The 23,157-nt window shown below is 65.3% G+C and carries 14 protein-coding genes, 1 tRNA gene and 5 pseudogenes; 9 read left to right on the top strand and 11 right to left on the bottom strand.

Translation table 11 applies throughout. The annotated features are described in order from the left end of the window. Nucleotides 1-503: pseudogene (locus YO9_RS0108200) on the bottom strand (hypothetical protein); the annotation flags it as partial. Between the two features lie 61 nt (nt 504-564). Here YO9_RS0108200 and YO9_RS17595 point away from each other — a divergent pair. Genes YO9_RS17595 through YO9_RS0108190 form a run of 3 tightly spaced genes read left to right on the top strand, consistent with a single transcriptional unit; the run spans nt 565 to nt 7,433 of the window. Next, nucleotides 565-1,467 (top strand): UvrD-helicase domain-containing protein, encoded by a 903-nt coding sequence (locus YO9_RS17595; protein WP_223286294.1) that lies wholly within the window; start codon nt 565-567, stop codon nt 1,465-1,467. A gap of 55 nt (nt 1,468-1,522) precedes the next feature. Further along, nucleotides 1,523-3,946 carry a PD-(D/E)XK nuclease family protein gene (locus tag YO9_RS0108195; RefSeq protein ID WP_223286293.1) on the top strand — a complete coding sequence of 808 codons (2,424 nt, stop codon included), beginning with the start codon at nt 1,523-1,525 and terminating at the stop codon, nt 3,944-3,946. A 7-nt stretch (nt 3,947-3,953) separates the two neighbouring features. Beyond that, on the top strand, nt 3,954-7,433 hold the full coding sequence (locus YO9_RS0108190; RefSeq protein WP_016997025.1) for an ATP-dependent helicase: 3,480 nt from the start codon (nt 3,954-3,956) through the stop codon (nt 7,431-7,433). A 10-nt stretch (nt 7,434-7,443) separates the two neighbouring features. On the opposite strand, the gene YO9_RS0108185 is transcribed toward YO9_RS0108190, so the two are convergent. From YO9_RS0108185 to YO9_RS19845, 4 genes are all read right to left on the bottom strand, one after another. After that, entirely contained in the window at nt 7,444-7,749 is a 306-nt protein-coding gene (locus YO9_RS0108185; protein WP_016997024.1) for a winged helix-turn-helix domain-containing protein, read from the bottom strand. Next, nucleotides 7,746-8,198 carry a hypothetical protein gene (locus YO9_RS0108180; protein ID WP_031272917.1) on the bottom strand — a complete coding sequence of 151 codons (453 nt, stop codon included), beginning with the start codon at nt 8,196-8,198 and terminating at the stop codon, nt 7,746-7,748. Before YO9_RS0108180 ends, YO9_RS0108185 begins: the two co-directional genes overlap by 4 nt. Nucleotides 8,199-8,296: 98 nt before the next feature. Then, nucleotides 8,297-8,695, bottom strand: coding sequence for a protein kinase family protein (locus YO9_RS17590; RefSeq protein WP_223286292.1), 399 nt, complete (start codon nt 8,693-8,695; stop codon nt 8,297-8,299). Beyond that, nucleotides 8,692-8,967 (bottom strand): phosphotransferase, encoded by a 276-nt coding sequence (locus YO9_RS19845; RefSeq protein WP_262925622.1) that lies wholly within the window; start codon nt 8,965-8,967, stop codon nt 8,692-8,694. The genes YO9_RS17590 and YO9_RS19845 overlap by 4 nt, the downstream gene beginning before the upstream one ends. Nucleotides 8,968-9,473: 506 nt before the next feature. Between YO9_RS19845 and nudC the strand changes: the two genes are divergently transcribed. Beyond that, nucleotides 9,474-10,415, top strand: coding sequence for an NAD(+) diphosphatase (nudC, locus tag YO9_RS0108170; protein ID WP_016997022.1), 942 nt, complete (start codon nt 9,474-9,476; stop codon nt 10,413-10,415). Nucleotides 10,416-10,460: 45 nt separating this feature from the next. Continuing rightward, nucleotides 10,461-12,256 (top strand): annotated as a pseudogene (locus YO9_RS0108165) (ATP-dependent helicase). A gap of 9 nt (nt 12,257-12,265) precedes the next feature. On the opposite strand, the gene YO9_RS17580 reads toward YO9_RS0108165, so the two are convergent. After that, nucleotides 12,266-12,538, bottom strand: a complete 273-nt coding sequence (locus YO9_RS17580; RefSeq protein WP_223286290.1) for a hypothetical protein — start codon at nt 12,536-12,538, stop codon at nt 12,266-12,268. Between the two features lie 5 nt (nt 12,539-12,543). Continuing rightward, on the bottom strand, nt 12,544-12,906 hold the full coding sequence (locus YO9_RS17575) for a hypothetical protein (RefSeq protein ID WP_223286289.1): 363 nt from the start codon (nt 12,904-12,906) through the stop codon (nt 12,544-12,546). Nucleotides 12,907-13,311: 405 nt separating this feature from the next. On the opposite strand from YO9_RS17575, the gene YO9_RS0108155 reads away from it, so the two are divergent. Continuing rightward, nucleotides 13,312-13,917, top strand: coding sequence for a M48 metallopeptidase family protein (locus tag YO9_RS0108155; protein ID WP_223286288.1), 606 nt, complete (start codon nt 13,312-13,314; stop codon nt 13,915-13,917). On the opposite strand, the pseudogene YO9_RS0108150 reads toward YO9_RS0108155, so the two are convergent. Further along, a pseudogene (locus YO9_RS0108150) lies at nt 13,914-15,123 on the bottom strand (zinc-dependent metalloprotease). The gene YO9_RS0108155 and the pseudogene YO9_RS0108150 overlap by 4 nt on opposite strands. Further along, entirely contained in the window at nt 15,120-15,419 is a 300-nt protein-coding gene (locus tag YO9_RS20785) for a hypothetical protein (RefSeq protein WP_317259797.1), read from the bottom strand. The pseudogene YO9_RS0108150 and the gene YO9_RS20785 overlap by 4 nt, the downstream one beginning before the upstream one ends. 267 nt (nt 15,420-15,686) lie before the next feature. Here YO9_RS20785 and YO9_RS0108145 point away from each other — a divergent pair, with 267 nt between their 5' ends. The 3 genes and pseudogenes from YO9_RS0108145 to YO9_RS0108135 all read left to right on the top strand — a co-directional run bounded on the left by YO9_RS0108145 (nt 15,687) and on the right by YO9_RS0108135 (nt 20,171). Continuing rightward, on the top strand, nt 15,687-16,772 hold the full coding sequence (locus YO9_RS0108145) for a YlbL family protein (RefSeq protein ID WP_016997018.1): 1,086 nt from the start codon (nt 15,687-15,689) through the stop codon (nt 16,770-16,772). A 109-nt stretch (nt 16,773-16,881) separates the two neighbouring features. After that, nucleotides 16,882-19,881: pseudogene (locus tag YO9_RS0108140) on the top strand (UPF0182 family membrane protein). Between the two features lie 216 nt (nt 19,882-20,097). Beyond that, nucleotides 20,098-20,171 (top strand) — tRNA-Met (locus YO9_RS0108135). Nucleotides 20,172-20,572: 401 nt separating this feature from the next. On the opposite strand, the pseudogene YO9_RS0108130 reads toward YO9_RS0108135, so the two are convergent. Then, nucleotides 20,573-22,193, bottom strand: a pseudogene (locus YO9_RS0108130) (helicase HerA-like domain-containing protein). Continuing rightward, nucleotides 22,194-22,949 (bottom strand): PspA/IM30 family protein, encoded by a 756-nt coding sequence (locus tag YO9_RS0108125; RefSeq protein WP_016997015.1) that lies wholly within the window; start codon nt 22,947-22,949, stop codon nt 22,194-22,196. Nucleotides 22,950-23,157 lie beyond the last annotated feature (208 nt).

Below are 23,157 nucleotides of genomic sequence, written 5' to 3'. Positions count from 1 at the left end.
GCCGCGGCGGCCTCGGGGATCTCGACGCCGGGATCGGCGAGCCATTCCCATTCGCTGATGACGGCGCCGTCCGGAGCGACGAGCACGACCGACGCAGTGACGATGCGGGCTGCCTGGGGGTCGCGGCCGGTGGTTTCCAGGTCGAAACACGCGCGAGGGAGTGCGGTCCAGGGTGTTGCGGGATCGATTACGGCGGGAGCAACATCGACAGGTCCAGCGTCGGTGGTAAGAAGAGGATCGGAAACTGTGGCACCGGGATCGGTGTCCGTGGCGACTGGAGCCTGGGTGCGCGCGGGTTCAGCGGCGGGTTCGGGCGCAGCGGCGGGTTCCGCGGGCGGCGTCGGCGATTCAGTACCGATGCCGGGCTCGACATCGAAAAGTGCGTCCTGGGCGGGATCTTCCGCCGATTTCCGGGGAGTGGTGGGCCGTGCGGGCTCGGGAACGTCGAAAAGGGCCGGCTGATCTTGCGGTGACTGCTGCTGCGGGGAAGGCATGGTGATCACGCTACCGGGTGACCCCGTGAGTGTCGTTATGCGTGTCCGCCGGGCGTGATGTGATGGGAGCATGCAGACGCAGCATGAGACCCCCTGGCGGATTCTGCCGCCGCGCACCGTCACGGGGAGCGGCCGTTCGTTCACGCCGGATGCCCATCAGCGCGCCGTGATCGAGCTGGAACCGGGACACGGTCCGGTGCTGGTGTTGGGTGCACCGGGAACGGGCCGAACGAGCACGGTCGTGGAGTTCGTGGTGGGTCGTCTGGCAGACGGGGCGGATCCGCAGTCGCTGCTGGTCCTCGCACCCTCGCGGACGCAGGCTGCGGAACTGCGCGACGCCATCAGTGAGCGCGCTGCCGCCACCATCAGTACGCCGCTCGTGAGGGCCTGGCAGGCCTACGCTTTCGACCTGTTGCGTCGCGCCCACGCACAAGGTCTGCTCCCGGGTGTCCCGGAGTCGCCGGTGCTGTTGTCCGGGCCCGAGCAGGACGCATTCATTGCGGACATGATGCGCGGGCACACCGCTGGGCACGGCACGGGCATGGTGTGGCCGGCGGACCTGGACCGCGCGTTGCAGACCCGGGGTTTCAGGGGACAACTGCGCGAACTCTTCGACCGCATGAACGAATACCGCATGCCACCGGAACGGTTGGCCAGTTGGGCAGAACCACTGGGTCACCCGGAATGGCGCACGGCAGCGGCGTTCCGTGCCGAGTACCAGCAGGTGCGTGCCCTGCGCATGCCCAATGCCTTTGATCCGTCCGAGCTGGTGGACCGTGCCGCGCGGGTGTTGGAGGAGAACTCCGGGTTCCTGGAAGAGGAACGTGATCGCCTCTCGGTCGTGCTGGTGGACGACCTCCAGGAGGCCACGCCGTCCGTCTACCGGCTGGTCAGTGTCCTGACGCGCGGGGCGGATGCGATCTACACGGCCAACCCGGATACGACCGTCCAAGTTTCCGCGGTGCCCGCCTGATCTGCTGCGCACTCTTCAGGACCGAGTCGGTACGGACCAGTTTCCGCTGCGTCGGATGTCGCTGGACAGCTCTCATCGGCTCCCCTCGACCATCAATCAAGCGTGGCAGCGCGTGGCCCGGGCGATCTCGGTCGTGGCCGGGGCACGGAGTAACCGAGCCCCGGAGTCCTCCGAGGAGAACCCCGGTTCGGTGAGGGCGGTTGTGTTTGACTCGCCCACGGCCCAGGCCCGCTGGTGTGCGGACCACTTCCTGCGACTCCACGTTCTGGAAGGTATGCCGTACCGCGAGATGGCGGTGATCGTTCGCAGCGGTTCGCAGCTGTCGTCGCTGACCCGGCAGCTCTCCTCGCTCGGGGTGCCCACCACGTCATCCGCGGCCGAAACGCCCTTGCGCGAGGAACCGGCGGTGATTCCGCTGCTCAACGCGCTGCGGCTGTTGTTGGATTCCCAGGGGAACCCCACCGAATCCGATGTGGCTGACACCCATGAAGGTGCGCCCGAGAATGAACCGCCACGGTTGCTCACGGCGGAAGCCGCAGTGGCCCTGCTGACCTCCCGGTTGGGAGGGGCATCTCCCATGGACGTGCGACGTATCCGACAGCGGCTGCGCGTCTACGAACTCAGCACCGGCGGCGGTCGTACCAGCGACACGCTGTTGGTCGAGGCACTCACGGACGGTGTGCTGCTCGAGGCCGCCGGAGTCCGCTCCGGACCAGCCCATCGGATCGCGGACATGCTGCAAGCGGGGCAGGAGGCGCTGGCCGCCCCTGGTGCCACAGCCGAATCCGTGTTGTGGGCGTTGTGGGATGCGTCGGGCGTCGCTGAGCTGTGGCGGCGTCGTGCGATTTCCGGCGGTGCGGACTCGGTACGGGCCGATCGCGATCTGGACGCTGTGGTCGGGCTTTTCGAATCCGCCGAGCGCTTCGTGGATCAGGTTCCCGGAGCCACCGCACAGGCCTTCATGGATTACATGGAGCACCAGGAACTGCCCATGGACACCCTGGCTGCTCGTGCGCCGGCGGAGGACAACGTGTCGATCCTGACCCCGGCGGGGTCTGCTGGGCGGCAGTGGGACCACGTGGTGGTGGCCGGAGTGCAGCAGGGGGTGTGGCCCAACACCACCCTGCGCGGTCAGTTGCTCGGCACCGATGTTCTGACCGATGCCTTGGATTTCGGGGTGGAGCAGGCCGCCCGGCTGGGGCCCTTGGACCGGCTGCGGCAGGTGCGCTTCGATGAATTGCGTCAGTTCGCCACGGCGGTGTCGCGTGCGAGTTCATCGCTGGTGGTCTCCGCGGTCTCCAACCAGGACGAGCAGCCGTCAGAGTTGTTGGACCTGGTGGCTTCGGGATGGGGCGGGGAGAATTCCGGCATCGAGCTGGAACACCTGGACGCACCCGTGCCACTGACCCTGCGCCAACTGACCGGTTCGCTGCGACGAACGGTGTTCGACGCCGATGAATCCCCCGAGCTGGGGGAAGCCGCGGCGCGGTTGCTGCATGAATTCACGACTCTTGGCGAGCCCGTGCGCGGGGCGGATCCACACGAATGGTGGGGGTGGGCGCCGCTCAGTAGCGAAGAGCCGTTGTTCGCCCCGGATACACCCATCCCGGTGTCACCGTCGAAGATCGAAACCATCCACCGCTCGCCGTTGGACTGGTTCGTCAGTGAAGCCAAGGCCGAGGAAGTCACCGACTTCAGCCGCAGCCTGGGCACCCTCGTGCACGACATTGCCGAAACCATGCCGGACGCTCCGAGCACCGAACTGATCGCGGAGCTGCGGCGTCGTTGGCCGAGCCTGGGCATGCCGCCGGGCTGGATCACCGATACCGAACAGGAACGCGCGGAGACCATGCTGCGCAAGTTCGCGGAGTACGTGATCAACGCGCGCAAGGATGACGGACGAGAGCTGGTGGGGGTCGAGGGGAGCTTCCACGTGTTGGTGCGGGGCGAAGCCAGGGACGCCCTCCTGCGTGGCCGTGTGGACCGGCTCGAGGTTGACGCAGACGGGCACCACGTGGTGGTCGACCTGAAGACGGGCAAGTCGCAACCGGCGGGCAAGAAAATCGAGAATCACCCGCAGTTGGGGGCCTATCAAGTGGCCCTGCAGGCAGGAGCGGGTGAGCAGATGCGGCGAGAAGTCGAGATCAGGGAACGGGCCGTGGCCGCCGGCGAGGACCCGGACTCCGCTGTGCGTCAGGCCGGTTCCGAACCCATCGAGCTGCCCCAGGGAACCGTGATCGCTCAGCCCGGAGGAGCGCTACTGGTCCAACTGGGGACGAGCACCAAGAAGGTGGGAACCCAACACCAGCAGCCCCTGGATCCGGAGCATCAGTGGGCCAGGGAGCTCATTACCCGTGCCGCGGACCTGGTCTCGGGAGCACGGTTCGAAGCCCGGCACGATTCGGAACACGGGTCCAATTTCGGTTTGAGGTGCACCCTGCCTGGGTGTGTCCGTTGTGCGCAGAAGGTCGACAGGTGAGCGAACGATGACCACCCCCCAGTACTCTCCCTTCGATATTGCCGAAGCCCTGGGAGATTTTCCTCCCACGCAGCAGCAAGCCGAAGTCATTTCCGCGCCGCTGACCCCGCGACTCGTGGTGGCCGGCGCGGGGTCCGGAAAAACGACCACCATGTCAGATCGCGTGGCGTGGCTGGTGGCCAATCGGCTCGTGGAACCGGAGCAGATTCTGGGTGTGACCTTCACCCGCAAGGCCGCCGGTGAATTGGCCGAGCGCATTCAAGGCAAACTGCGCGGATTGCGCCGCGCCGGACTGCTGGGACCGGAGGCTCAACTCGCTGCAGCGCCTCACCAGTCGCCTTGGGCACCCGAGCCCGGTGATTCTGATGAACCGGCCGTGCCGCAAGAACCCACGGTGAGCACCTACCACTCCTACGCCAACTCGCTGGTGCGCAGCTACGGACTCCGATTGGGCGTCGAAGCGGACACTGTGCTCATGGGGCAGGCGCAGGCGTGGCAGCTGGCGCACCGTCTCGTGGAGAGCTGGGACGGTCCGTTACCGGAAAGCATGCCGGCGGTCTCCACTCTCACCACGGGGATGATGAGTCTGGCGTCGGAGTCCTCTGAGCATCTGATCTCGCCGCACACGGTGGGGCAGTGGGCTCATGAATTCCGCATGAGCTGCTCGGATGTCCCACCCGTGGGACGGAAAAAAGCGATTGCCAAGCCCATCCAGGACGCTCTCAAACGACTGGAAACCACGGAGCTTCTGGCCCATCTGGTCGAGCGATTCCAGCGTGCCAAGACGTACGAGTCTGCCTTGGACTACGGCGACCTGCTGGCACTCGCAGCCGAGATCGTGCGCGTGGATCCTCGAGCCTGCGCCACCGAACGTGACCGGTTCAAGGTGGTGCTTCTGGACGAGTTCCAGGACACCTCGCACGCCCAGCTCAAGCTGTTCTCCGGACTTTTCGGGGACGGGCATTGCGTGATGGCCGTGGGCGATCCGCAGCAGTCCATCTACGGATTTCGTGGGGCCTCCGCGGGGCAGTTGTTCAGCTTTGTCGAGAACTTCCCGCGTAGCAACGGAGACTCGAAAGAGTCGGCGGCGTTCGCGGATTCCAGTTTCCTCACGGTGGCCTGGCGAAACTGCCAGTCCGTGCTGGACGCGGCCAACCGTATCGCCGCACCCCTGCGGACCCCGCCCCCGTGGAATCGTTCCGTGTCGACTGTGAACGTGCCGCCACTCGACCCTTCGCCCCACGCCACGGTCGGAACCGTTCGGGCCAGTCGGTATGTCACGGACTCGGAGGAGGCACAGGCCACGGCTCGGGCCATTGCGGAACAGCGGCGCGCTCACGAGGGACAGTCGCTGGACGAGATGCCGACCATGGCCGTGCTCTGCAGAAAACGTGCTCAGTTCGAACCGATCCGCCTGGAACTCGAGGCGCTGGACGTGCCCTACGAGGTGGTCGGATTGGGCGGGCTACTGAGCACTCCGGAGGTCGCAGACATTGTCGCCACCCTGTACGTGCTGACCGACCCCGGGCGTTCCGACGCCCTGGCTCGGTTGCTGGCCGGTTCCCGCTGGCGGATCGGACCCAAGGATCTGGCGGCGCTGGGGGATTGGGCAGGCCACCTCGAGCAGACTCGGTCTCGTGCCGCCGCTGCGCAGCGAACCGAACTCACCGACGAGGAATTGGCCGAGGAACCCACCGAGGAACCTGCTGAAACCGTGGTCCAAGGCGACATCGTGGATCGCGCGAGTTTGATCGAGGCCATCGAAACGCTGCCGTCAGAGTCGTGGGTGTCCCACCGCGGTCGCTCCATTAGTTCCCAAGCACTGGGGCGGATGCAGAGACTGCGGTCCGAACTCAGGCACTTGCGATCGGTGCTCGGCGACGAACTCACCTCCGTGATCCACGAAGTGGAGACCACCCTCGGGTTGGACGTGGAACTCGCAGCGTCCCCGGGCATGACTCCCGCACAGGCTCGCAAGAACGTGGACAGTTTCTACGATCAGGCAGTGCAGTTCAGCGCGACCACGCGCACGCACGACGTCGCCACTTTCCTCGCGTGGCTCGAAGCCGCCGCCCACGAGGAAAACGGGTTGGAGCTTCCACCGGAAGAGACCCGCCACGACGCTGTTCAGTTACTCACGGTGCACGCGGCCAAGGGGCTGGAGTGGGATCACGTCTACGTGCCGGGCATGAACCAGGGAGACTTCCCCTCCAAACGGAAGTCGGCCTGGACCGGGGACGCTTCAAAGCTGCCGTGGCCCCTGCGCGGTGACGCCCAGCAACTACCGCAGTGGAATGCTGATCCCACGGACGTGGAAACCCTCAAGGAATCCTTCGAGCTCTTCTCGGAAGATGTCGGCCTTCATGATGAGGCCGAAGAACGTCGCCTGGCGTACGTGGCGTGCACACGAGCCAAGACGCTGCTCGAACTCTCGTGCTCCGCGTTTCGAGGGACCGCGAAGACCGCCCACGACCCGTCAGTCTTCCTGGAGGAAGTGCGCGCGATGACGGAGGAGTCCCATCCGGGAGTCGAGCTGGGGGAGTGGGCCGAGGTCGAGCCGGGCACTGACAACCCCCAGGCGGACACCGTCTTGAGCGCTCTATGGCCGTACGACCCCCTCGAAGGACCGGAAATCGTTCGCAAGGAGCGGTCGGTGGATGGCCAGGAGAAGGTCACAGTCTCCACACCGGTGCACAGGGGCCGCCGGGAACGCATGGATCGGGCGGCCCACGCGGTCCAAGCTGGTGGCTTCGACACCACCCGGGAGCTCACGGCGGAGCAACTCGAAACCGGTGAACACGGCGCAACGGTCAAACGCTGGCGCCGGGAAGCGGAGCTGCTGATCGCCAAGCGCGATGCGGTGGAGCAGCGCAACACCGTGCATATGCCCTCGCACGTGTCTGCGTCTGCGCTGGTGGCCATGGACACTAACCCGGAGGCCTTCATCATGGGGCTGCGCCGTCCGATGCCCGCACGGCCCGGTTCCGCGGCCCGCGCCGGCACCACGTTCCACACGTGGGTCGAGAATTTCTTCGGCGACTCCGCGATCTTCGACATGGACGAGTTGCCAGGTGCCGACGATTACGTGGACGAGGAGCTCGACCTGCCCGCGCTCGCCGAGACCTTCCGTCAGAGCCAATGGGCCAACCGACAGCCCTACGCAATCGAGTTACCCGTGGAAACACCGGTGGGATCGGTGACGGTGCGCGGCCGGATCGACGCCGTGTTCCGCACGGACTCGGGCGGCTGGGACCTCATCGACTGGAAGACGGGACGAGTTCCCCACGGTCAGGATCTGCGGCGGAAGTCAGGACAGCTGGCGCTCTACCGACTCGCATTCGCTCGTCTGCACGGCCTGGACCTCGCAGATGTTTCGGCCGCGTTCTACTACGTGACAGAGGACAGGGAAGTCCGCCCGCACGACCTCGCCACGGAGAAGGAACTGGAAGCGATCGTCGAGTCGATGTATCAGGTGCACGGCCAGTGACCAGCACGTATCAGGTGAGTCCTCGCATAAGTCGGTCCAGTGCTTCGAGGTATTCGCTGAAGGCGGCCCGGCCGTCACGAGTCAGGCTCATTCGAGTCACTGGCGTCCGCCTAGCGAATTCCTTGGTGATGACGAGGTAGCCGGAGTCCTCGAGAATCCCGGCATGTTTGGACATGAGCGAATAGCTCACTCCGAGTACTTCACGCAAGGTCTGGTAGTCGGCGGAATCCACGGAATTCAATGCCGCCACGAGAGACAGGCGAACTGGGGAATGAATGACATCGTTCAGGGACTCACGTGCCTCGGCGAAGTTCATTTGCGTCCCTTGGCGATGAGCTGCACACCTATCAGGGCAAGTGGCATGACAGCGATGATTGCAACTGTGGTGGTGACGGTCCAGGAAGCGCCGTGAACTTGTGGCACTGTCCAGAACCAGCCACCAATCACGGCGACCAAAGTGGCAAAGGCACCTGCCACAAGTAAGCGGAGTCGATGGCCAACGGGGTGAACTCCCCGGGCCGGAGCTATTCCGCTGATCACGGTGACGAGCAGAACCAAAAAACCGATCTGCGAGACAAGCCGAATGATGCCTCCCCATTCCCAAGAATGGGCCTGGAAGGACACTGCAAGTAGAACTCCGGCTCCTGCAGCTACGGTAAGGACGAGCCACCCTTCCTTGCGAGTGACGCCTAGCGGATTCTTGCTGCGGGCTTCGCTGGCTGCGCGTGAATAGCGTCCGTTGGTCTGTGACAGATCAGGCTCCATGCATCCCAGAGTGGTCTTAACTTTACGATCCGTCAACCGCTTCACGCTTCGTGAAAAAGCTAAACACAGTCAGGTGAGTGTGTCCTTTACCGATGTTTCTACGACTCTCGAGGGACAGCCGTGGAACCTGAGGCTTCGACAGCCGATTCCGATTCCGGCGGGTGTGGGTCATCCGGCTCAACCTCTGGCGGCTCCGGAATCACCCCGGGTGCCGGCGAACCGGTGCGCTCCACATCCAGTGTCAGGGTGTTGAGCATGCGTTCGGCGTCCTTGACCATGGACTCCACACCGCGGTCCACTCCGCGCACGAGCCACTCGGCCAGAGCGAACTCTGCGGCCAGATGGGCGCGTCGCAACAGGTGCCGGTCGGGCGGTTGCACGGCGGCCACGGAGTAGGCCTCGAGCACCGTGTCCGCGAAATCCGAATTCGCCATGCCCACGAGCCATGCGAAATCCACGGCGGGGTCACCCACGTGCAGATCGCTCCAGCCCGTCATGGCGCCCAGGCACCCTCGTGCACGATCACGTTGTCCTCGTGGAGATCACCGTGCACCACGCGGGTCGAGAACCGCCACAGGGTGGTGTCCTCGAGAGCTTGTTCCCAGCGGCGCAACAGCTGACCGGGAATGCGTCCGGTAGCGGCGGCCCGGTCCAGGTCGTGCAGCATGCGGCTGCGGCACTGATCGGCGCTGTACGCGGGCAGATCGGCGTCCATGACCAGGGCCCGGGGCAGCGAATGAATCGCCGCGAGTGCCCGACCGACCTGCACGGCCAGGGGAGCGCGTGGTTCCGCACTGGGCGCGGGAGCGCGACGGAGCCACGGGGTTCTCGTTCTGCCGGGACATTTCCGCGAGGGTGAGAGTGGTGCCGGGCAAATGTGAGTACACAAAGGTGCGCAGCCCCGATTGCTCGACCGATCCCACCACGCTGGGCAAATGGAACGGAAGGTGCGCACGCACGGACGGCGTGAAAGCCCCCAGAACCAGGTGCTCGGTTTCGAGCCGCATACTTGCCTCGGCATTGAGCGGGCTGCGAACGCGCCACCGCTTATTCTGAGCGTCCTTGACCACGCACGAGCGGAAATCAGAATTGTCGTCGGGAGAAGGACCGGTCGCCACCGGCGCGATACTGGGCACGGCGGCGGCGGCGATGGCTGCGAGCAATTCGGGGGTCGTTCTCACCTCATCCACCCTACCGGGAGTGTGCTGAGCACGGGCTCAACAGTTACCCACAACCGCCTGCGCCCCACCGGGGCGCGCGGACTACAGTGGACGGGTGACTTCTTCCGACCCCATCACCTGGACGCATGACCGCTCCGTGCCCGGACTGAACCCCGCGGACCTGCCGTTCGCGGCGTCGTCGTTCGATCGCGACGCCGTGGATCGCGAGCAACGCGACCTGCGAGCCGTGGCCGCCTCGGACCCGGCAGCGCGCGTGCTCGTCATGGTGGGCGGCGACGCACCCGTGCGTGGCGGGCGCCTAGTTTTGGAACCATACGACCGCGCTCCGGCCGCGAGCGAGGACCCGGCCCACCCGGACGTGTACCTGGGCAGACTGCGCGGGGACGGGGCACCCGTGGTGCTGCGCAGCTTCCCGGCGGGTACAGACCTGCCCGACCAGGACGACGTCGTACGGGCCGGTTTGCGCGTGCTCGGCACCGAACTCGAGCCGGAAGAAACGTCGCTGCTGGTCACCGCCCAATCGGTAGCGCTGTGGCATCGAGACCACCCCCGGTGCCCGCGCTGCGGCACGGTGACCGAAGTGATCCGGTCCGGCTGGGCGCGGGAGTGCCCCGAAGACCAGTCCCTGCATTTTCCCCGCACCGACCCCGCGGTGATCGTCGCGATCACGGACGGCCATGAGGATCCGGAGCAGGAACGCATTCTGCTGGGCCGATCGTCGCTGTGGGCCAGCAACCGGTTCTCCACGCTGGCAGGTTTCGTGGAACCCGGTGAATCCGCCGAACAAGCGGTCGTGCGCGAGATCTTCGAAGAAGCAGGCATCGTGGTCGGCTCGGTGCACTACCAGGGCTCGCAGCCATGGCCGTTCCCGCGCTCCCTCATGTTGGGGTTCCGCGCTGTCGCCCAAACCATCGACTTCACCCCGGACGGCCAGGAGATTTTGGACCTGCGCTGGTTCACCCGAGCGGAACTCAAGGCCGCAGCGATCGAGCAGTCCATCGTGCTGCCGGGCAGAATCTCCATTGCTCACGCCTGATCGTGAGTTGGCTGGGCGAACCGCTACCGGAAGGCAACTGAGCCATTGGCGAGTGACGCATCGGCCGAAGAACGAATCCTGGGCGGGCTGGATCCCGAACAGCGCGTGGTGGCCACCACCCTGCAGGGCCCCGTGTGCGTGCGAGCCGGCGCGGGCACGGGCAAGACGCGCGCCATCACCCACCGCATCGCGTGGGGCATCGCCTCAGGTGTGTACACGCCCCAGAAAACCCTGGCGCTCACGTTCACCGCGCGGGCGGCCAACGAGATGCGGCAGCGGCTGCGCCAATTGGGCGCTCCCGGAGTGCAGGCGCGAACCTTCCACTCCGCAGCGCTGCGGCAACTGCAGTACTTCTGGCCGCAGGCCGTGGGCGGACCGCCGCCGGGACTGGTCAACCACAAGGCACGGTTATTGACCGAAGCCGCCCAATCCATGCGCCTCACGACCGACCGGGCCACGGTGCGCGACGTGGCCGGGGAGATCGAGTGGGCCAAGGTCTCCATGCTCACTCCCGACACCTACGCCGCCGCGGCCGAGAAGCGCAGCATGCCCATGGGCTACGACGTGCGCACCATGCAGCGCCTCTACCAGTCCTACGAGGACCTCAAGGCGGATCGGCACCTGATCGATTTCGAGGACGTCCTGCTGATCACCGTGGGCATCCTGGAGGAGGACGAGCGGATCGCCGCGGCCGTCCACTCGCAGTACCGCCAGTTCGTGGTGGACGAGTACCAGGACGTCTCGCCGTTGCAGCAGCGGTTGCTCAACGCGTGGCTCGGCCAACGGGACGACGTGTGCGTGGTGGGTGACGCCTCTCAGACGATCTACTCGTTCACCGGCGCTACCTCTCGGCACCTGTTGGAGTTCCCCTCCCGTCACCCGAACGCGCGGGTGGTCGAGTTGATCCGCGACTACCGCTCCACGCCGCAGGTGGTCAACACCGCCAACCAGCTCCTCGCGGCCCGTCGTCCCGCGGCCGGCTCCACACCCGGAACGTGGGCCACCCCGCTGCAATTGATCTCCCAGCGTCCGGTCGGTCCCGAACCGTCCTGGAACGAGTATCCGGACGACGAGGCCGAGGCCGCCGGGGTCGCCACCCGCATCCAGGACCTCATTGACGACGGCGTTCCCGCCCGGGAGATCGCCGTCCTGTTCCGTACCAACGGACAATCCCAGGCCTTCGAGGCCGCGCTCGCGGACGCGAACATCGGCTTCCAGTTGCGCGGCACCGAGCGATTCTTCAACCGCCCCGAGATCCGGCAGTCACTCGTGCAGATCCGTTCCGCGGCCAAGACCCTGGGGGACGAGCCCGTTCAGGTGCCGCAACAGGTCAGGGACATGCTCAGTTCACTGGGGTATTCGGCGCGCGCACCCCGTTCGGACAGCGCGACCCGCGCCCGGTGGGAGTCACTGTCCGCACTGGTGTCCCTGGCGGATTCCATGGCGCATCACGCCTCGGAAAACGATGAGAAGTTCACGCTCCAGCAGTTCTCCGACGAGCTGGAACGGCGCGCCAGCGCCCAAGAAGCGCCCGTGATGGACGGCGTGACGCTGGCCTCGATGCACTCCGCCAAGGGCCTGGAATGGGACGCGGTGTTCCTGGCGGGACTGTCCGAGGGGCTCATGCCCATCTCCTTCGCAGACACCGCGGACGGCGTGGACGAAGAACGCCGGCTCCTCTACGTGGGCATTACCCGTGCCCGCGAACACCTGGTGTTGTCGTGGTCGCTGTCCCGCACTCCGGGCGGCGACCCACCCGATCGCGTTCGCGGTTCCTGGACGCGATCCTGCCGGCCTCGTCCACGAATGCTGCTCAGCGGCACGCCCGCACGCGCCGCTGAGGCGCAGCTTCAGCCATCCAACGCGCACAGGCAATCCGCTCGCGGTGTCAACGTCGACTGATGCAGACCGTAGCGAAGCGTGATCGTTCCCGGAGATTCGGCATCCCAAGTGTTCTGCACATCCGTGTTCTGCGGATTGAGTGACTGTCCCAGCAAGTCGACGGCGATCCCGGACGCGGTGATCACGCGAGTCAACGTGGTCAGCGCGGGAGAGTGTGGGGTGGCTACGGCATCAGGATCCAGTGGCGGTTGATCCCGCAACATCTTTCGAGCATCTCGCACGGCATTCACCATGCACTCCCGGCACGGGCGCGGTACCAGGGCGCCAGCGGCCAGGTCAGTGACACGGATCCGTCCGTGACCACCGTGGTCGTGGGGAGATGAGCGTCCGGGGATGCGGCCAAGTCCATGACGGTGAGGTCCTGGGGAAGCGGGCCCGTCACGGACGCGCTGCGCAGCATCACGGCCGAGGGAATGACCGAGGAGCAGAACAGCTCGGGTGCGCTCAACGGAACGCAACGTGGCCACCGGTTACGCAGGAGCTTGCGCAGCGCGTACTCCCGCGGGGACCCTTCCAGGCGGGTGGATACGGTCCCGTAGCAGTGTCCCGCGCGGTCACCGGACCCGGATCCGTGACGTTGATCAAGCACACTCCCGCATCCGCCAGGAGCAGGGCGGCGGTCGCGGCCACTGGATCCAGACCCGCGAACAGCACGTGCACCTCATCCGGCTGCATGTGAGTGCTGACAGACCATTGATCGTTCGATTCGGTGGCTGCCCCCGAATCAGGTGATGAAGTGGCGGGCGTAGGTGTCATGAACTGCTCCGAGGTCGAGAACCGGGTGATGCTCAAAGGCTGCCAATCTGCGGGCAACCGCGCAGCAGAAAAAGCGTCATCCACAGTTCGAGTGGATGCTGCGCGGGGTAGGTGGCCTTATCCGGGGCACACTACGCCCGGGCGTCCTGCCGCCAGGCCGGGTCAAGTGGAGAACGGTGCACCGGAACGTGCGGCCGCAATTGGTCACCAACCGTCCGGGAGTGGTGAACTACAGACCATGTCCCCGTTCCGCTCGCCCCGCAACACACAGTCGCGCCTCACCGATCCTCAGCTACCGTCCGAGATGCCCGAAGTGATCGTGCAGCGCAGCGCTCGCCGCAAGAAGACGGTCAGCGCCCACTTCAGTGGTGAATCGGTGATCTTGGCCGTTCCTCAGTCCGCCACTCGCCGCGAGGTCGAGCAATGGAAAACCACCTTGGTGCCCAAGATCGTCGCCAAACGGGAGCGAGCGCAGAAAAATGCCCGGCGGCGTGGGACGGATGAGGCGCTCTGGCACATGGCTCAGGACCTCTCGGCCACCTACCTGGACGGCCAGGCACAACCCACCGAGGTGAAATGGTCGTCGCGACAGAACACTCGTTGGGGTTCGGCAACGCCCAGCACCGGAGTCATCAGGATCTCCACGCGATTGGCCACCGTGCCGGATTGGGTGTTGGAGACCGTGGTACTCCACGAACTGGTGCACCTGTTGGAAGCTCACCACAATGATCGCTTCTGGTCGCTGGCCCGCAGGCACCCCAAAGCAAACGACGCCGCCCAGTTCCTGGACGGCGTCGCGTGGGCGGATGCCAACCCCCGAGGGGGATCGGCAGCCACGGATTAAGCCTTGGGGGAGTCCCCGGGTTCCTCCGGCGAATCATTGCCGGAGTCAGTGGAATCGCCGGTACCGGTTGATTCACCGGACTCGGTGGCGTCACCGGAGCCGTGTGAGCTGCCGGAGTCGGAAGAATCGGTTCCTGCGTCCTCGGAGCCCGTGGCGTCGCCACCGTCAGGACCTTCGTACCCGCCGGCCAGCAACTTGGCCAGAGCGGCGTCCATCTCATCGTCGCTCGCGGTCAGCAGGCCGCGGCGCTGCTCGAAGCCCTCAGGGTCATCGAGGTCTTCGTTGGTGGGCAGCAATTCCGCGGATTCCCAGAGGCCGTCGCGCTCTTCGATGCCACGCTTGTTCTCCATGTGCTCCCAGAAGGCTGTCGCCTCGCGCATGCGGCGCGGACGGAGCTCGAGACCCACCAGCGATCCGAAGGTGCGCTCGGCGGGACCGCCCTCCGCACGGCGTCGTGCCATCATCTCGGTGAGCGCCGCGGCAGAAGGGATATTTGCCGTGGAGGCAACCGTGACGCGGGTGACCCAACCCTCGATGAGAGCCAGAACGGTCTCGAGACGAGCCAGGGTCGCTTCCTGGTCGGGCGTCATCTGCGGGCTGAACACACCGGAGGCCAGGGCGTCCTGAATGCCGGAGGGATCCATGGGATCCAGATCCTGCGCGATGGTCTCGATGCGGTCCATGTCGATGTGAATACCCGCGGCGAACTTGGTGATCAGGCCCAGCACGTGATCGCGCAGCCAGGGTGCACCGTGGAACAGGCGCACGTGGGCGGCTTCGCGGATGCCAGGTAGAGCATTACGTCAGAAGCGGGCAGATCCAGGCCCTCGCTGAATTCGGCGACGTTGGACGGCACCAACGCGGAGCGGTCCTTGGACAGCGGCAGACCGACATCCGTGGAGGACACGACCTCGCAAGACAGGCACCCACAGCCTGACCAAGCTGCATGCCGAACAGCATGGAACCCGCGCCGGAGAGCATGCCGGACAGATCCGCACCGCCCATGGCCTGGGACAGCTCCGGAGGCAACTGCTTGGTCATCGCTTCGGTCATGGCGTTGGACACGGAAGCCGCCACCGGAGTGGTCATTTCCTTCCACGTCTCCGCGGTCGCTTCGATCCATTCAGCACGGGACCACGCGGTCGGCAGCGTAGTGGGCTCGGCAAAGGCCGTATTGGGCGTGAGCCACAGCTCGGCGAGCTTCATGGCGTCGTCCACGGCGCCTTCTGCTTAGCCGTGACCGACGGGTCGCCCTTGTGCGAGGCCACCTGCCGTGCGTGGTTGCGAGCCAGCTCCCAGTTGACGGGCTCATCGGTTCCACCGGAGCTCATCATCGACTGGATCTGCTGGAACATCATGGACATCGCCTGCGGGTTCATGGGCATGCCGCCGGGCATGTTCTCACCCGACATTCCCTGGGACCCGAGCAGACGTTCGAACATCTCCTGGAACGGATCCTTGGGGTTGTCGCCGTTCTCGTCACGAGGAGGGTTCGAACTCATGGGTACCGCCAATCTGGTGGGGAAAAATGGATTCCGTTAAGCCTATCGGCAGGCCCCTGGGAGTACCACCGGGGCGGGCCCCCAGTTCGCTGCCAGCTCAGGGACCCGGCCCGGCGCGGGACGTTCGAAAATACTAACGAGCGACGACGCCGCTCGCCGGCCGAGCGGCGTCGTCGCCCGTGCGTAGTGGTCGGTTCGCGAAAGGGGCGGTTCCCAGGGGAGACAAGTACGCTATGACGGTCCTGACAATGGGTGAGAGGAGCGCGCGTGCCCGGTCGTAACGGCACCACGCGGTGGTCGCGGTGGCGCAAGAAGCAGTCCTTGGAGTCGGTCGGTCTCATGGGCACCGCAGCCCTGTTAATCGCCGGTGTGGTGCTGCCCGCGCCGTTCGTGGTCGAATCCTCCGGGCCCACGTTCAACACGGTGGGCCAGTACGAGGACCGACAACTGGTGCGCATCGACGGCGCGGAGACCTATCCCAGCGACGGCAAACTCGACCTGACCACCGTGTACGTCAAGGGCGGGCCGGCTGGCCACGTCAACGCCATCAATGTGCTCATGGCCTGGTTCGACCCCACGGACACGGTGCTGCCCCAGGATGCGGTGTACGACCCCACCATGACCGGTCAGGAAGTGGACGACTCCAACGCGGCAGCGATGCAGACCTCTCAGGAGGACTCGGTCGCGGCAGCCCTCGACTACCTGGACAAGCCGTACAAGACCACGCTCCAGGTGCACGCGAGTATTCCGGACACCCCGGCCCACGGCGTTCTGGAACCGGGGGACACCCTGCTGGCTATGAACTCCGAGCCCATTACCGAACTGGACCAGCTGCGTGACGGCCTGGACGAAGCGGGGGACAAGGGCGTGGACATCACGGTGAAGCGCGGTGACGAGACCTTGACCCGTCACCTGGACCTCACCCGCAGCGAGGACACCGGGCGGTGGCAGTTGGGCGTGTACCTCACGCCCAAGTACGACTTCCCGATGACCGTAGATTTCGAACTCGACCAGGTGGGCGGGCCTAGCGCGGGCATGATGTTCGCGCTCGGTGTCATCGAAGAACTGACTCCGGGGTCCATGGTCGGCTCCGAGCACGTGGCAGGCACGGGAACCATCACCCCGCAGGGGGAGGCCGGCCCCATCGGGGGAATCCGCCAGAAATTGGAAGGCTCGGCGGAGGCTGGTGCCCGATATTTCTTGGCCCCCAGCGGCAACTGCAACGAGGTGAAGGGGTATGTTCCGGACGGCCTGGAGGTGATCGAGGTAGAAACCCTCGGCGAGGCTGTCAACGCAGTCGAACAGGCCGCCGCGGGCAACGTCTCGAACCTCCCCAGCTGCGGCACTCGATGACACCCCCGGGGAGTGTAATTGCAAGCCCCGGGGCCAGCCCGCAGAATAGTCTTGACCTTTAACAATTGACAGATCACTATCATCAGCGCAGGAAGCTCAGAGGTAATCAGTGACCGCCGGATCTGCTGCCCCACGTCCATCCAGAACCTCCTCGGGAGGCCGCCAAAAACGCGGAGCACTGATCCCCACAGTGATTGCGGTGGTCGTCCTGATCGCCGCCTTCGTGGGCTTCACGCAGGTCTACACCAACATCCTCTGGTACGACCAGCTCGGATACCTGCGCGTGTTCGTCACACAGAACCTCACGGTGATCAGCCTGTTCATTGCGTCCGCGCTGATCGTGGCCGGCTTGATGTTCTTGAGCTTGTGGCTCGCTTACCGGTCCCGGCCCAAGACAGGTGCCGCCCAGACCACGGACACCATGCGCAAGTACCAGCAGGCGCTGGATCCCGTGCGCAAGATCGTGATGATCGCCGTGCCGTTGATCTTCGGCCTCTTCGCCGCCTCTACGATCGCCACCCAGTGGCAGACCGTGGCGCTGTTCTTCAATCAGGAACCGTTCGGCCAAACCGACCCTCAGTTCAACCTTGACTTGAGCTTCTACGTGTTCACCCTGCCTTCCTGCGCTTGGCTCTGGGCTTCCTGGTGACCGCTCTGCTGCTGGCCGGTGTGGCCGGTCTGCTCATGCACTACGTGTACGGCGGTATCCGTCTGCACGAGCGCGGAATTGATTCCACCCGCGCCGCTCGCGTGCAGCTCGGTTCCATTGCGGCGGCCTTCCTGGCCCTGCAGGCCGTGAACTTCTGGCTGGACCGTTACTCCACCCTGACTTCCAACTCGGGCAAGTGGACCGGCGCGCTCTACACGGACGTGGAGGCAGTCATCCCCACCAAGGGCATCTTGCCATCGCAGCGTTGCTGGTGGCCATTCTCTTTGTGGTCGCGGGTTTCATCGGTCGTTGGAAGCTCCCGCTGATCGGTGCCGCCATGCTGGTGGTCGTGGCCGTGGTTGCCGGTGGCCTGTACCCCTGGGCCATCCAGCGCTTCCAGGTGACCCCCACCGAGCAGGCACTGGAGAACGAATACATCCAGCGCAACATCAACATGACCCGTCAGGCGTACGGCCTGGATGACACCGAGGTCATGCCCTACGACGCAACCACCCAGACCGAGCAGGGCGCGTTGCGTGAGGACACCGAGACCACCTCGAACATCCGTCTGCTGGACCCCAACGTGGTCTCCTCCGCGTTCGCTCAGCTGCAGCAGTTCCGCCCGTACTACCAGTTCCCGGACATGCTCAACGTGGACCGCTACGAGATCGACGGCGAAGTTCAGGACACCGTGATCTCCACCCGCGAGCTCAATCCGGATCAGATCGACGGCTGGTACAACCAGGCCGTGGTCTACACCCACGGTTACGGTGTGGTGGCTGCCTACGGTTCTCAGGTTCAGGCGGACGGCAAGCCCGAGTTCATGCAGGCAGGCATCCCGTCCACGGGCGAGATCTCGGACAGCTACGAGCCGCGCATCTACTTCGGCGAGAACTCCCCGCAGTACTCGATCGTGGGTGGTTCCGAGGATGACGAGCCGCTCGAGCTCGATCGCCCCCAGACCAACGACGACGCCGCCGGCGACGCCAAGACCACTTTCGCCGGTAACGGCGGCCCCGGGGTGGGCAACTGGTTCAACCGGTTGTCCTACTCCATCAAGTTCCAGTCCACGGACATGCTGCTCTCGGACGCTGTGCGACCCGAGTCCCAGATCCTCTACGACCGCAACCCGCGTGAGCGCGTGGAAAAGGTAGCCCCGTACCTCACCGTGGACGGTAACCCGTACCCGGCGATCGTGGACGACAAGGTCGTGTGATCGTGGATGCCTACACCACGGCCACTTCGTACCCGTACTCCACGCCGTCCGTCCTGCAGGATGCCACCCAGGACACCCAGACGGCCCAGGGCGCAGCGGCCTCGTTGCCCCCGGAGCGCGTGAACTACATCCGTAACTCGGTCAAGGCCACGGTGAACGCCTACGACGGTTCCGTGGAGCTGTACGCGTGGGACGATCAGGACCCGGTCCTGAAGTCCTGGCAGAAGGTGTTCCCGGAGACGATCAAGCCGTACTCGGAGATGTCCGCGGACCTCATGGCCCACGTGCGCTACCCCGAGGACATGTTCAAGGTCCAGCGTGAGCTGCTCAACCGTTACCACGTGACCGAGGCGAACAGCTTCTACGCGTCGGACGACGTGTGGTCCGTTCCCAACGACCCCACCCAGCAGAACCGCGACGTCGCGCAGCCGCCGTACTACCTGTCCATGCGTATGCCGGGTGAGGACAAGGCCAACTTCTCCTTGACCACCTCGTTCATTCCGCAGCAGAACGAATCGGGTAACACCCGAAACGTGATGTACGGCTACCTGTCCGCCAACGCGGATGCGGGTACCGGTGAGGCCGGTGTGAAGTCCGAGGATTACGGCAAGCTGCGTCTGCTCGAGCTGCCGCGTTCGTCCGTGGTGCCCGGCCCGGGCCAGGCACAGAACGTGTTCAACTCGGACACGGACGTCTCCACGGAGCTGAACCTGCTGCGTCAGGGTGCTTCCGAGGTCATCAACGGCAACCTGCTGACCCTGCCCGCCGGCGGCGGCATGCTCTACGTGCAGCCGGTCTACGTGCAGTCCTCCGGCGACGCCGCCTACCCCACGCTGCGTCGTGTGTTGGTTGGTTTCGGTGAGAACGTGGGCTTCGCACCCACCCTGGAAGAAGCTCTCGACGAGGTCTTCGGCGGCGACTCCGGTGCCACGACCGCCAATGGTGCGGGCGTGAGCGAGGCAGAAGCCCGAGAGGCGCAGGGCGAAGAAGGCGCCGAGGGTGGTGCAACCGGCAACGAGCAGGATGGTGCGTCCGCGAGCCCGTCGCCCTCGCCCACGGATTCCGGACCCGCACCGGCACCTCGCTCCACCTCGCTGCAGCAGGCCCTGGACAACGCGAACCAGGCCATGCAGGAAGCCGACGAGGCTCGCCGTGACGGCAACTGGGCCGAATACGGTGAGGCTCAGGAACGCCTCCAGCAGGCGCTCAACGAGGCTATGGAGCAGGACGGCGCCACCGAGTAATCTCGCTCACGCGAGCATCTCGCGCCACGATGATCGAGGGCGGTCAACCACACGGTTGGCCGTCCTCGGTCACTCCCTGAACCGTTTCCCACCTGCTCGAATGCTTGATTCGCATTGTCGTGTCGCGTGCCAGGGGAGGGCAGAACCCCGCGTTCACCCGGTGGACACCGTCGATTTGCACGGGGTGGAACAGGCACGTATAGTTTTATTCATCGCCGCGGGGTGGAGCAGTTCGGTAGCTCGCTGGGCTCATAACCCAGAGGTCGCAAGTTCAAATCTTGCCCCCGCAACTCGATTGAGAATCCCCGGTCAGCTCAGCTGGCCGGGGTTTTTCCATGCCCGGGATGCGTGCCTACAACCCGCCTAGGTTTCTCCTTCGAACCCACCTTCCCCTGCGCGCTGAGGGCCCTTGGAACCCTGGATCCCACCTCAGGTGTTGTTAGAGCCCTTGCGCCGCCGCAAAAGGGTTCTAACGGCGCATCAGACGTGTCGGAGGGTTCTCGCAACCCACGGCATGGGTGGATCCCAGCGTCACCTGTCAGCATCGGCAGTCGAGTAGGCGTGAGAGTACCTCGGCGTGATCAGGCCGGTCTCGTGAGCTCCTCACGTGGGCCCTCCGCCCGAGGATGGAACATGCGAGCATGAGAACGGCCCCGCACCGGAGTGCGGGGCCGTTGCTCGTAAAGGTGCGCTAGCGGCGTCGTCGGCGGGAAGTGCCGAAGATGGAACGGGTGATTTCCCGCCCCAGTGCCGTGCCGGCCGAGCGCATCATGGAGCGCACCGCGGGGTTGTCCATGACGGAACCCAGGAAGCCGCCGTCGTTCTTATCCGAGTCGCGGGACTGGCGCGGAGCCTCGCGTGGCGCTTCCTCGCGGGGGAGCGCATCGGGCAGCCCCTGCGGCTGATCGCCGGAACCGGGCTGGCCCGCCGATGCCTGATCCGCCGCGGGCTCCATGCGGGCCCGCAACAGTTCGTAGGCGGACTCGCGGTCCACTGCCTCCGCGTACTTGGCGTTGAGCGGTGACGCCGAGATGACCCCGTCCACCGTGGTCGCGGATGCCGGGGACATCAGCGACTGCGGTGCACGCATGCGGGTCCACGCGACCGGAGTGGGCGAGCCGTTCTCGGACAGCACCGTGACCACGGCCTCGCCGGTACCGAGCTGGGTCAGTAACTCTTCCAGGTCGTACGAGCCTTGGGGTAGGTGCGTGCGGCAGCCTTGAGGGCCTTGGCATCGTCCGGGGTGAACGCGCGCAGGGCGTGCTGCACGCGATTACCCAATTGAGCCAAAACGCGGCCGGGACGTCCTTGGGGGACTGGGTCACGAAGAAGATGCCCACACCCTTGGAGCGAATCAACCGCACGGTCTGTTCGATCGAGTCCAAGAACTCCGTGGACGCGTCGTTGAACAGCAGGTGCGCCTCGTCGAAGAAGAACACCAGCTTGGGCTTGTCCGCGTCACCGACCTCCGGCAGATCCTGGAACAGATCCGCAAGCAACCACATGAGGAACGTGGAGAACAGCTGCGGCCGGTCCTGGACGTCCGCCAGTTCCAGGCACGAGATGATGCCCCGGCCGTCCTGGGCGGTGCGCAACAGCTCAGCGGTGTCGAACTCCGGCTCACCGAAGAAGACGTCCGCACCCTGATTGGCGAACGTGGTCAGCTCGCGCAGAATCACGCCCGCGGTTTGCTTGGACAGCCCACCAATGGCCTTCAGCTCGTCCTTGCCCTCGTCCGAGGTCAGGAACATGATGACTTCGCGCAGATCCTTGAGGTCCAGCAGTGCTAAACCGTGCGCATCCGCGTAGTGGAAGACCAGTCCCAGTGAGGATTCCTGGGTCGCGTTGAGACCCAGCACCTTGGACAGCAGCGTGGGACCGAAGGACGTAACCGTGGCACGAATCGGAACACCCTTGCCCTGCCCACCCAGGGACAGGAACTCCACGGGGTTGGCCGTGGGAGTCCACTCCTGACCCACGGAAGCCGCACGCTCGGCGACCTTGGGGTTGTCCTCACCGGGCTCGGCCAGACCGCTCAGGTCGCCCTTGATGTCCGCGAGGAACACGGGAACTCCCTGAGCCGAGAGCTGTTCGGCCATGGCCTGCAGCGTTTTGGTCTTGCCGGTACCCGTGGCACCGGCGACCAAGCCGTGCCTGTTGAGCGTGGACAGCGGCACCCGCACGGGGGCATCGGCGTGCGCCGACTCCCCGTCCAGGGCCGCGCCCAACTCGAGCGCGGCGGCGTCAAACGTATAACCGGAACGAATGGCGTCAAGCTGTTCCACTGCGCCGGGAAGTGCCTGTCCTGCCACTTAGATCTCCTCGGACGAGACGATCTTCTCGCCGTCCCTGTTGCCCTGACCGGCCTTCAGCGCGGCAAGGCGAGCCTCGATCTCGGTCTGCTGGCCCATGTCCTCGAGCGCCTCGAACTGGCGGTCCAAGGAGGAATCGGCCAACTCCTGCTGGCCGGCCACGCGAGCTTCTTCGCGGCGAATCTTGTCCTCGAAGCGGGAGACCTCGCTGGTGGGATCCATGATGTCGAAGGACTTCAACGAATCCTGAACCTGCGCCTGGGCCTGCACGGTCTTCTGACGGGCGTTGAGTTCGTCGCGCTTGGCGGAGAGCTCCTGGAGCTTGCCGCGCATGGTGTTCAGACCGCTCTTGAGCTTGTCGACCACCTCGGTCTGGGAGGCAATCTGCGGCTCGGCGGCCTTGGCTTCCGTCTCGGACTGGATCTGACGCTGCAGGGCAACCTTGGCCAGGTTGTCGAACTTCTCCGCCTCGCTGGCCTTACCCGCCGAACGGAATTCTTCCGCCTTGTTGGAAGCTGCCAGTGCCTTGGAGCCCCACTGCTGAGCCTCCTGCAGATCTTCCGCATGATCCTTCTCCAACAGGCGCAGGTTACCGATGGTCTGCGCCACGGCGGCCTCGGCTTCGCGGATGTTCTCGGTGTAGTCGCGGACCATCTGATCCAGCATCTTCTGCGGATCCTCGGCGGAATCGATCAAGGAATTGATGTTGGCCTTGGCCAATTGGGCAATGCGCCCGAAGATGGACTGCTTCATCATGGTGTTCTCCCTTGTTGTTGAAACTATGTCTGATCTGGACGTTCAGGTTCAGCGTGCAGGACGGTGGGTGGTCTGTGAAACAGCTACCGGTAGGAATTCTCGGACAGCTGACATGGCCGACTAGAAGTTGCCGCCGATGTCGAAGCCGCCTCCGCCACCGCCGCCGAAGCCACCACCGAAGCTGCCGCCGCCGAAACCGCCGCTACCT

Source organism: Kocuria atrinae C3-8 (assembly GCF_000286355.1).
Taxonomy (GTDB): Bacteria; Actinomycetota; Actinomycetes; order Actinomycetales; family Micrococcaceae; genus Kocuria; species Kocuria atrinae_A.
The sequence above is the reverse complement of the archived record's forward strand: the minus strand, read 5'-3'. Positions and strand labels throughout refer to the sequence as shown.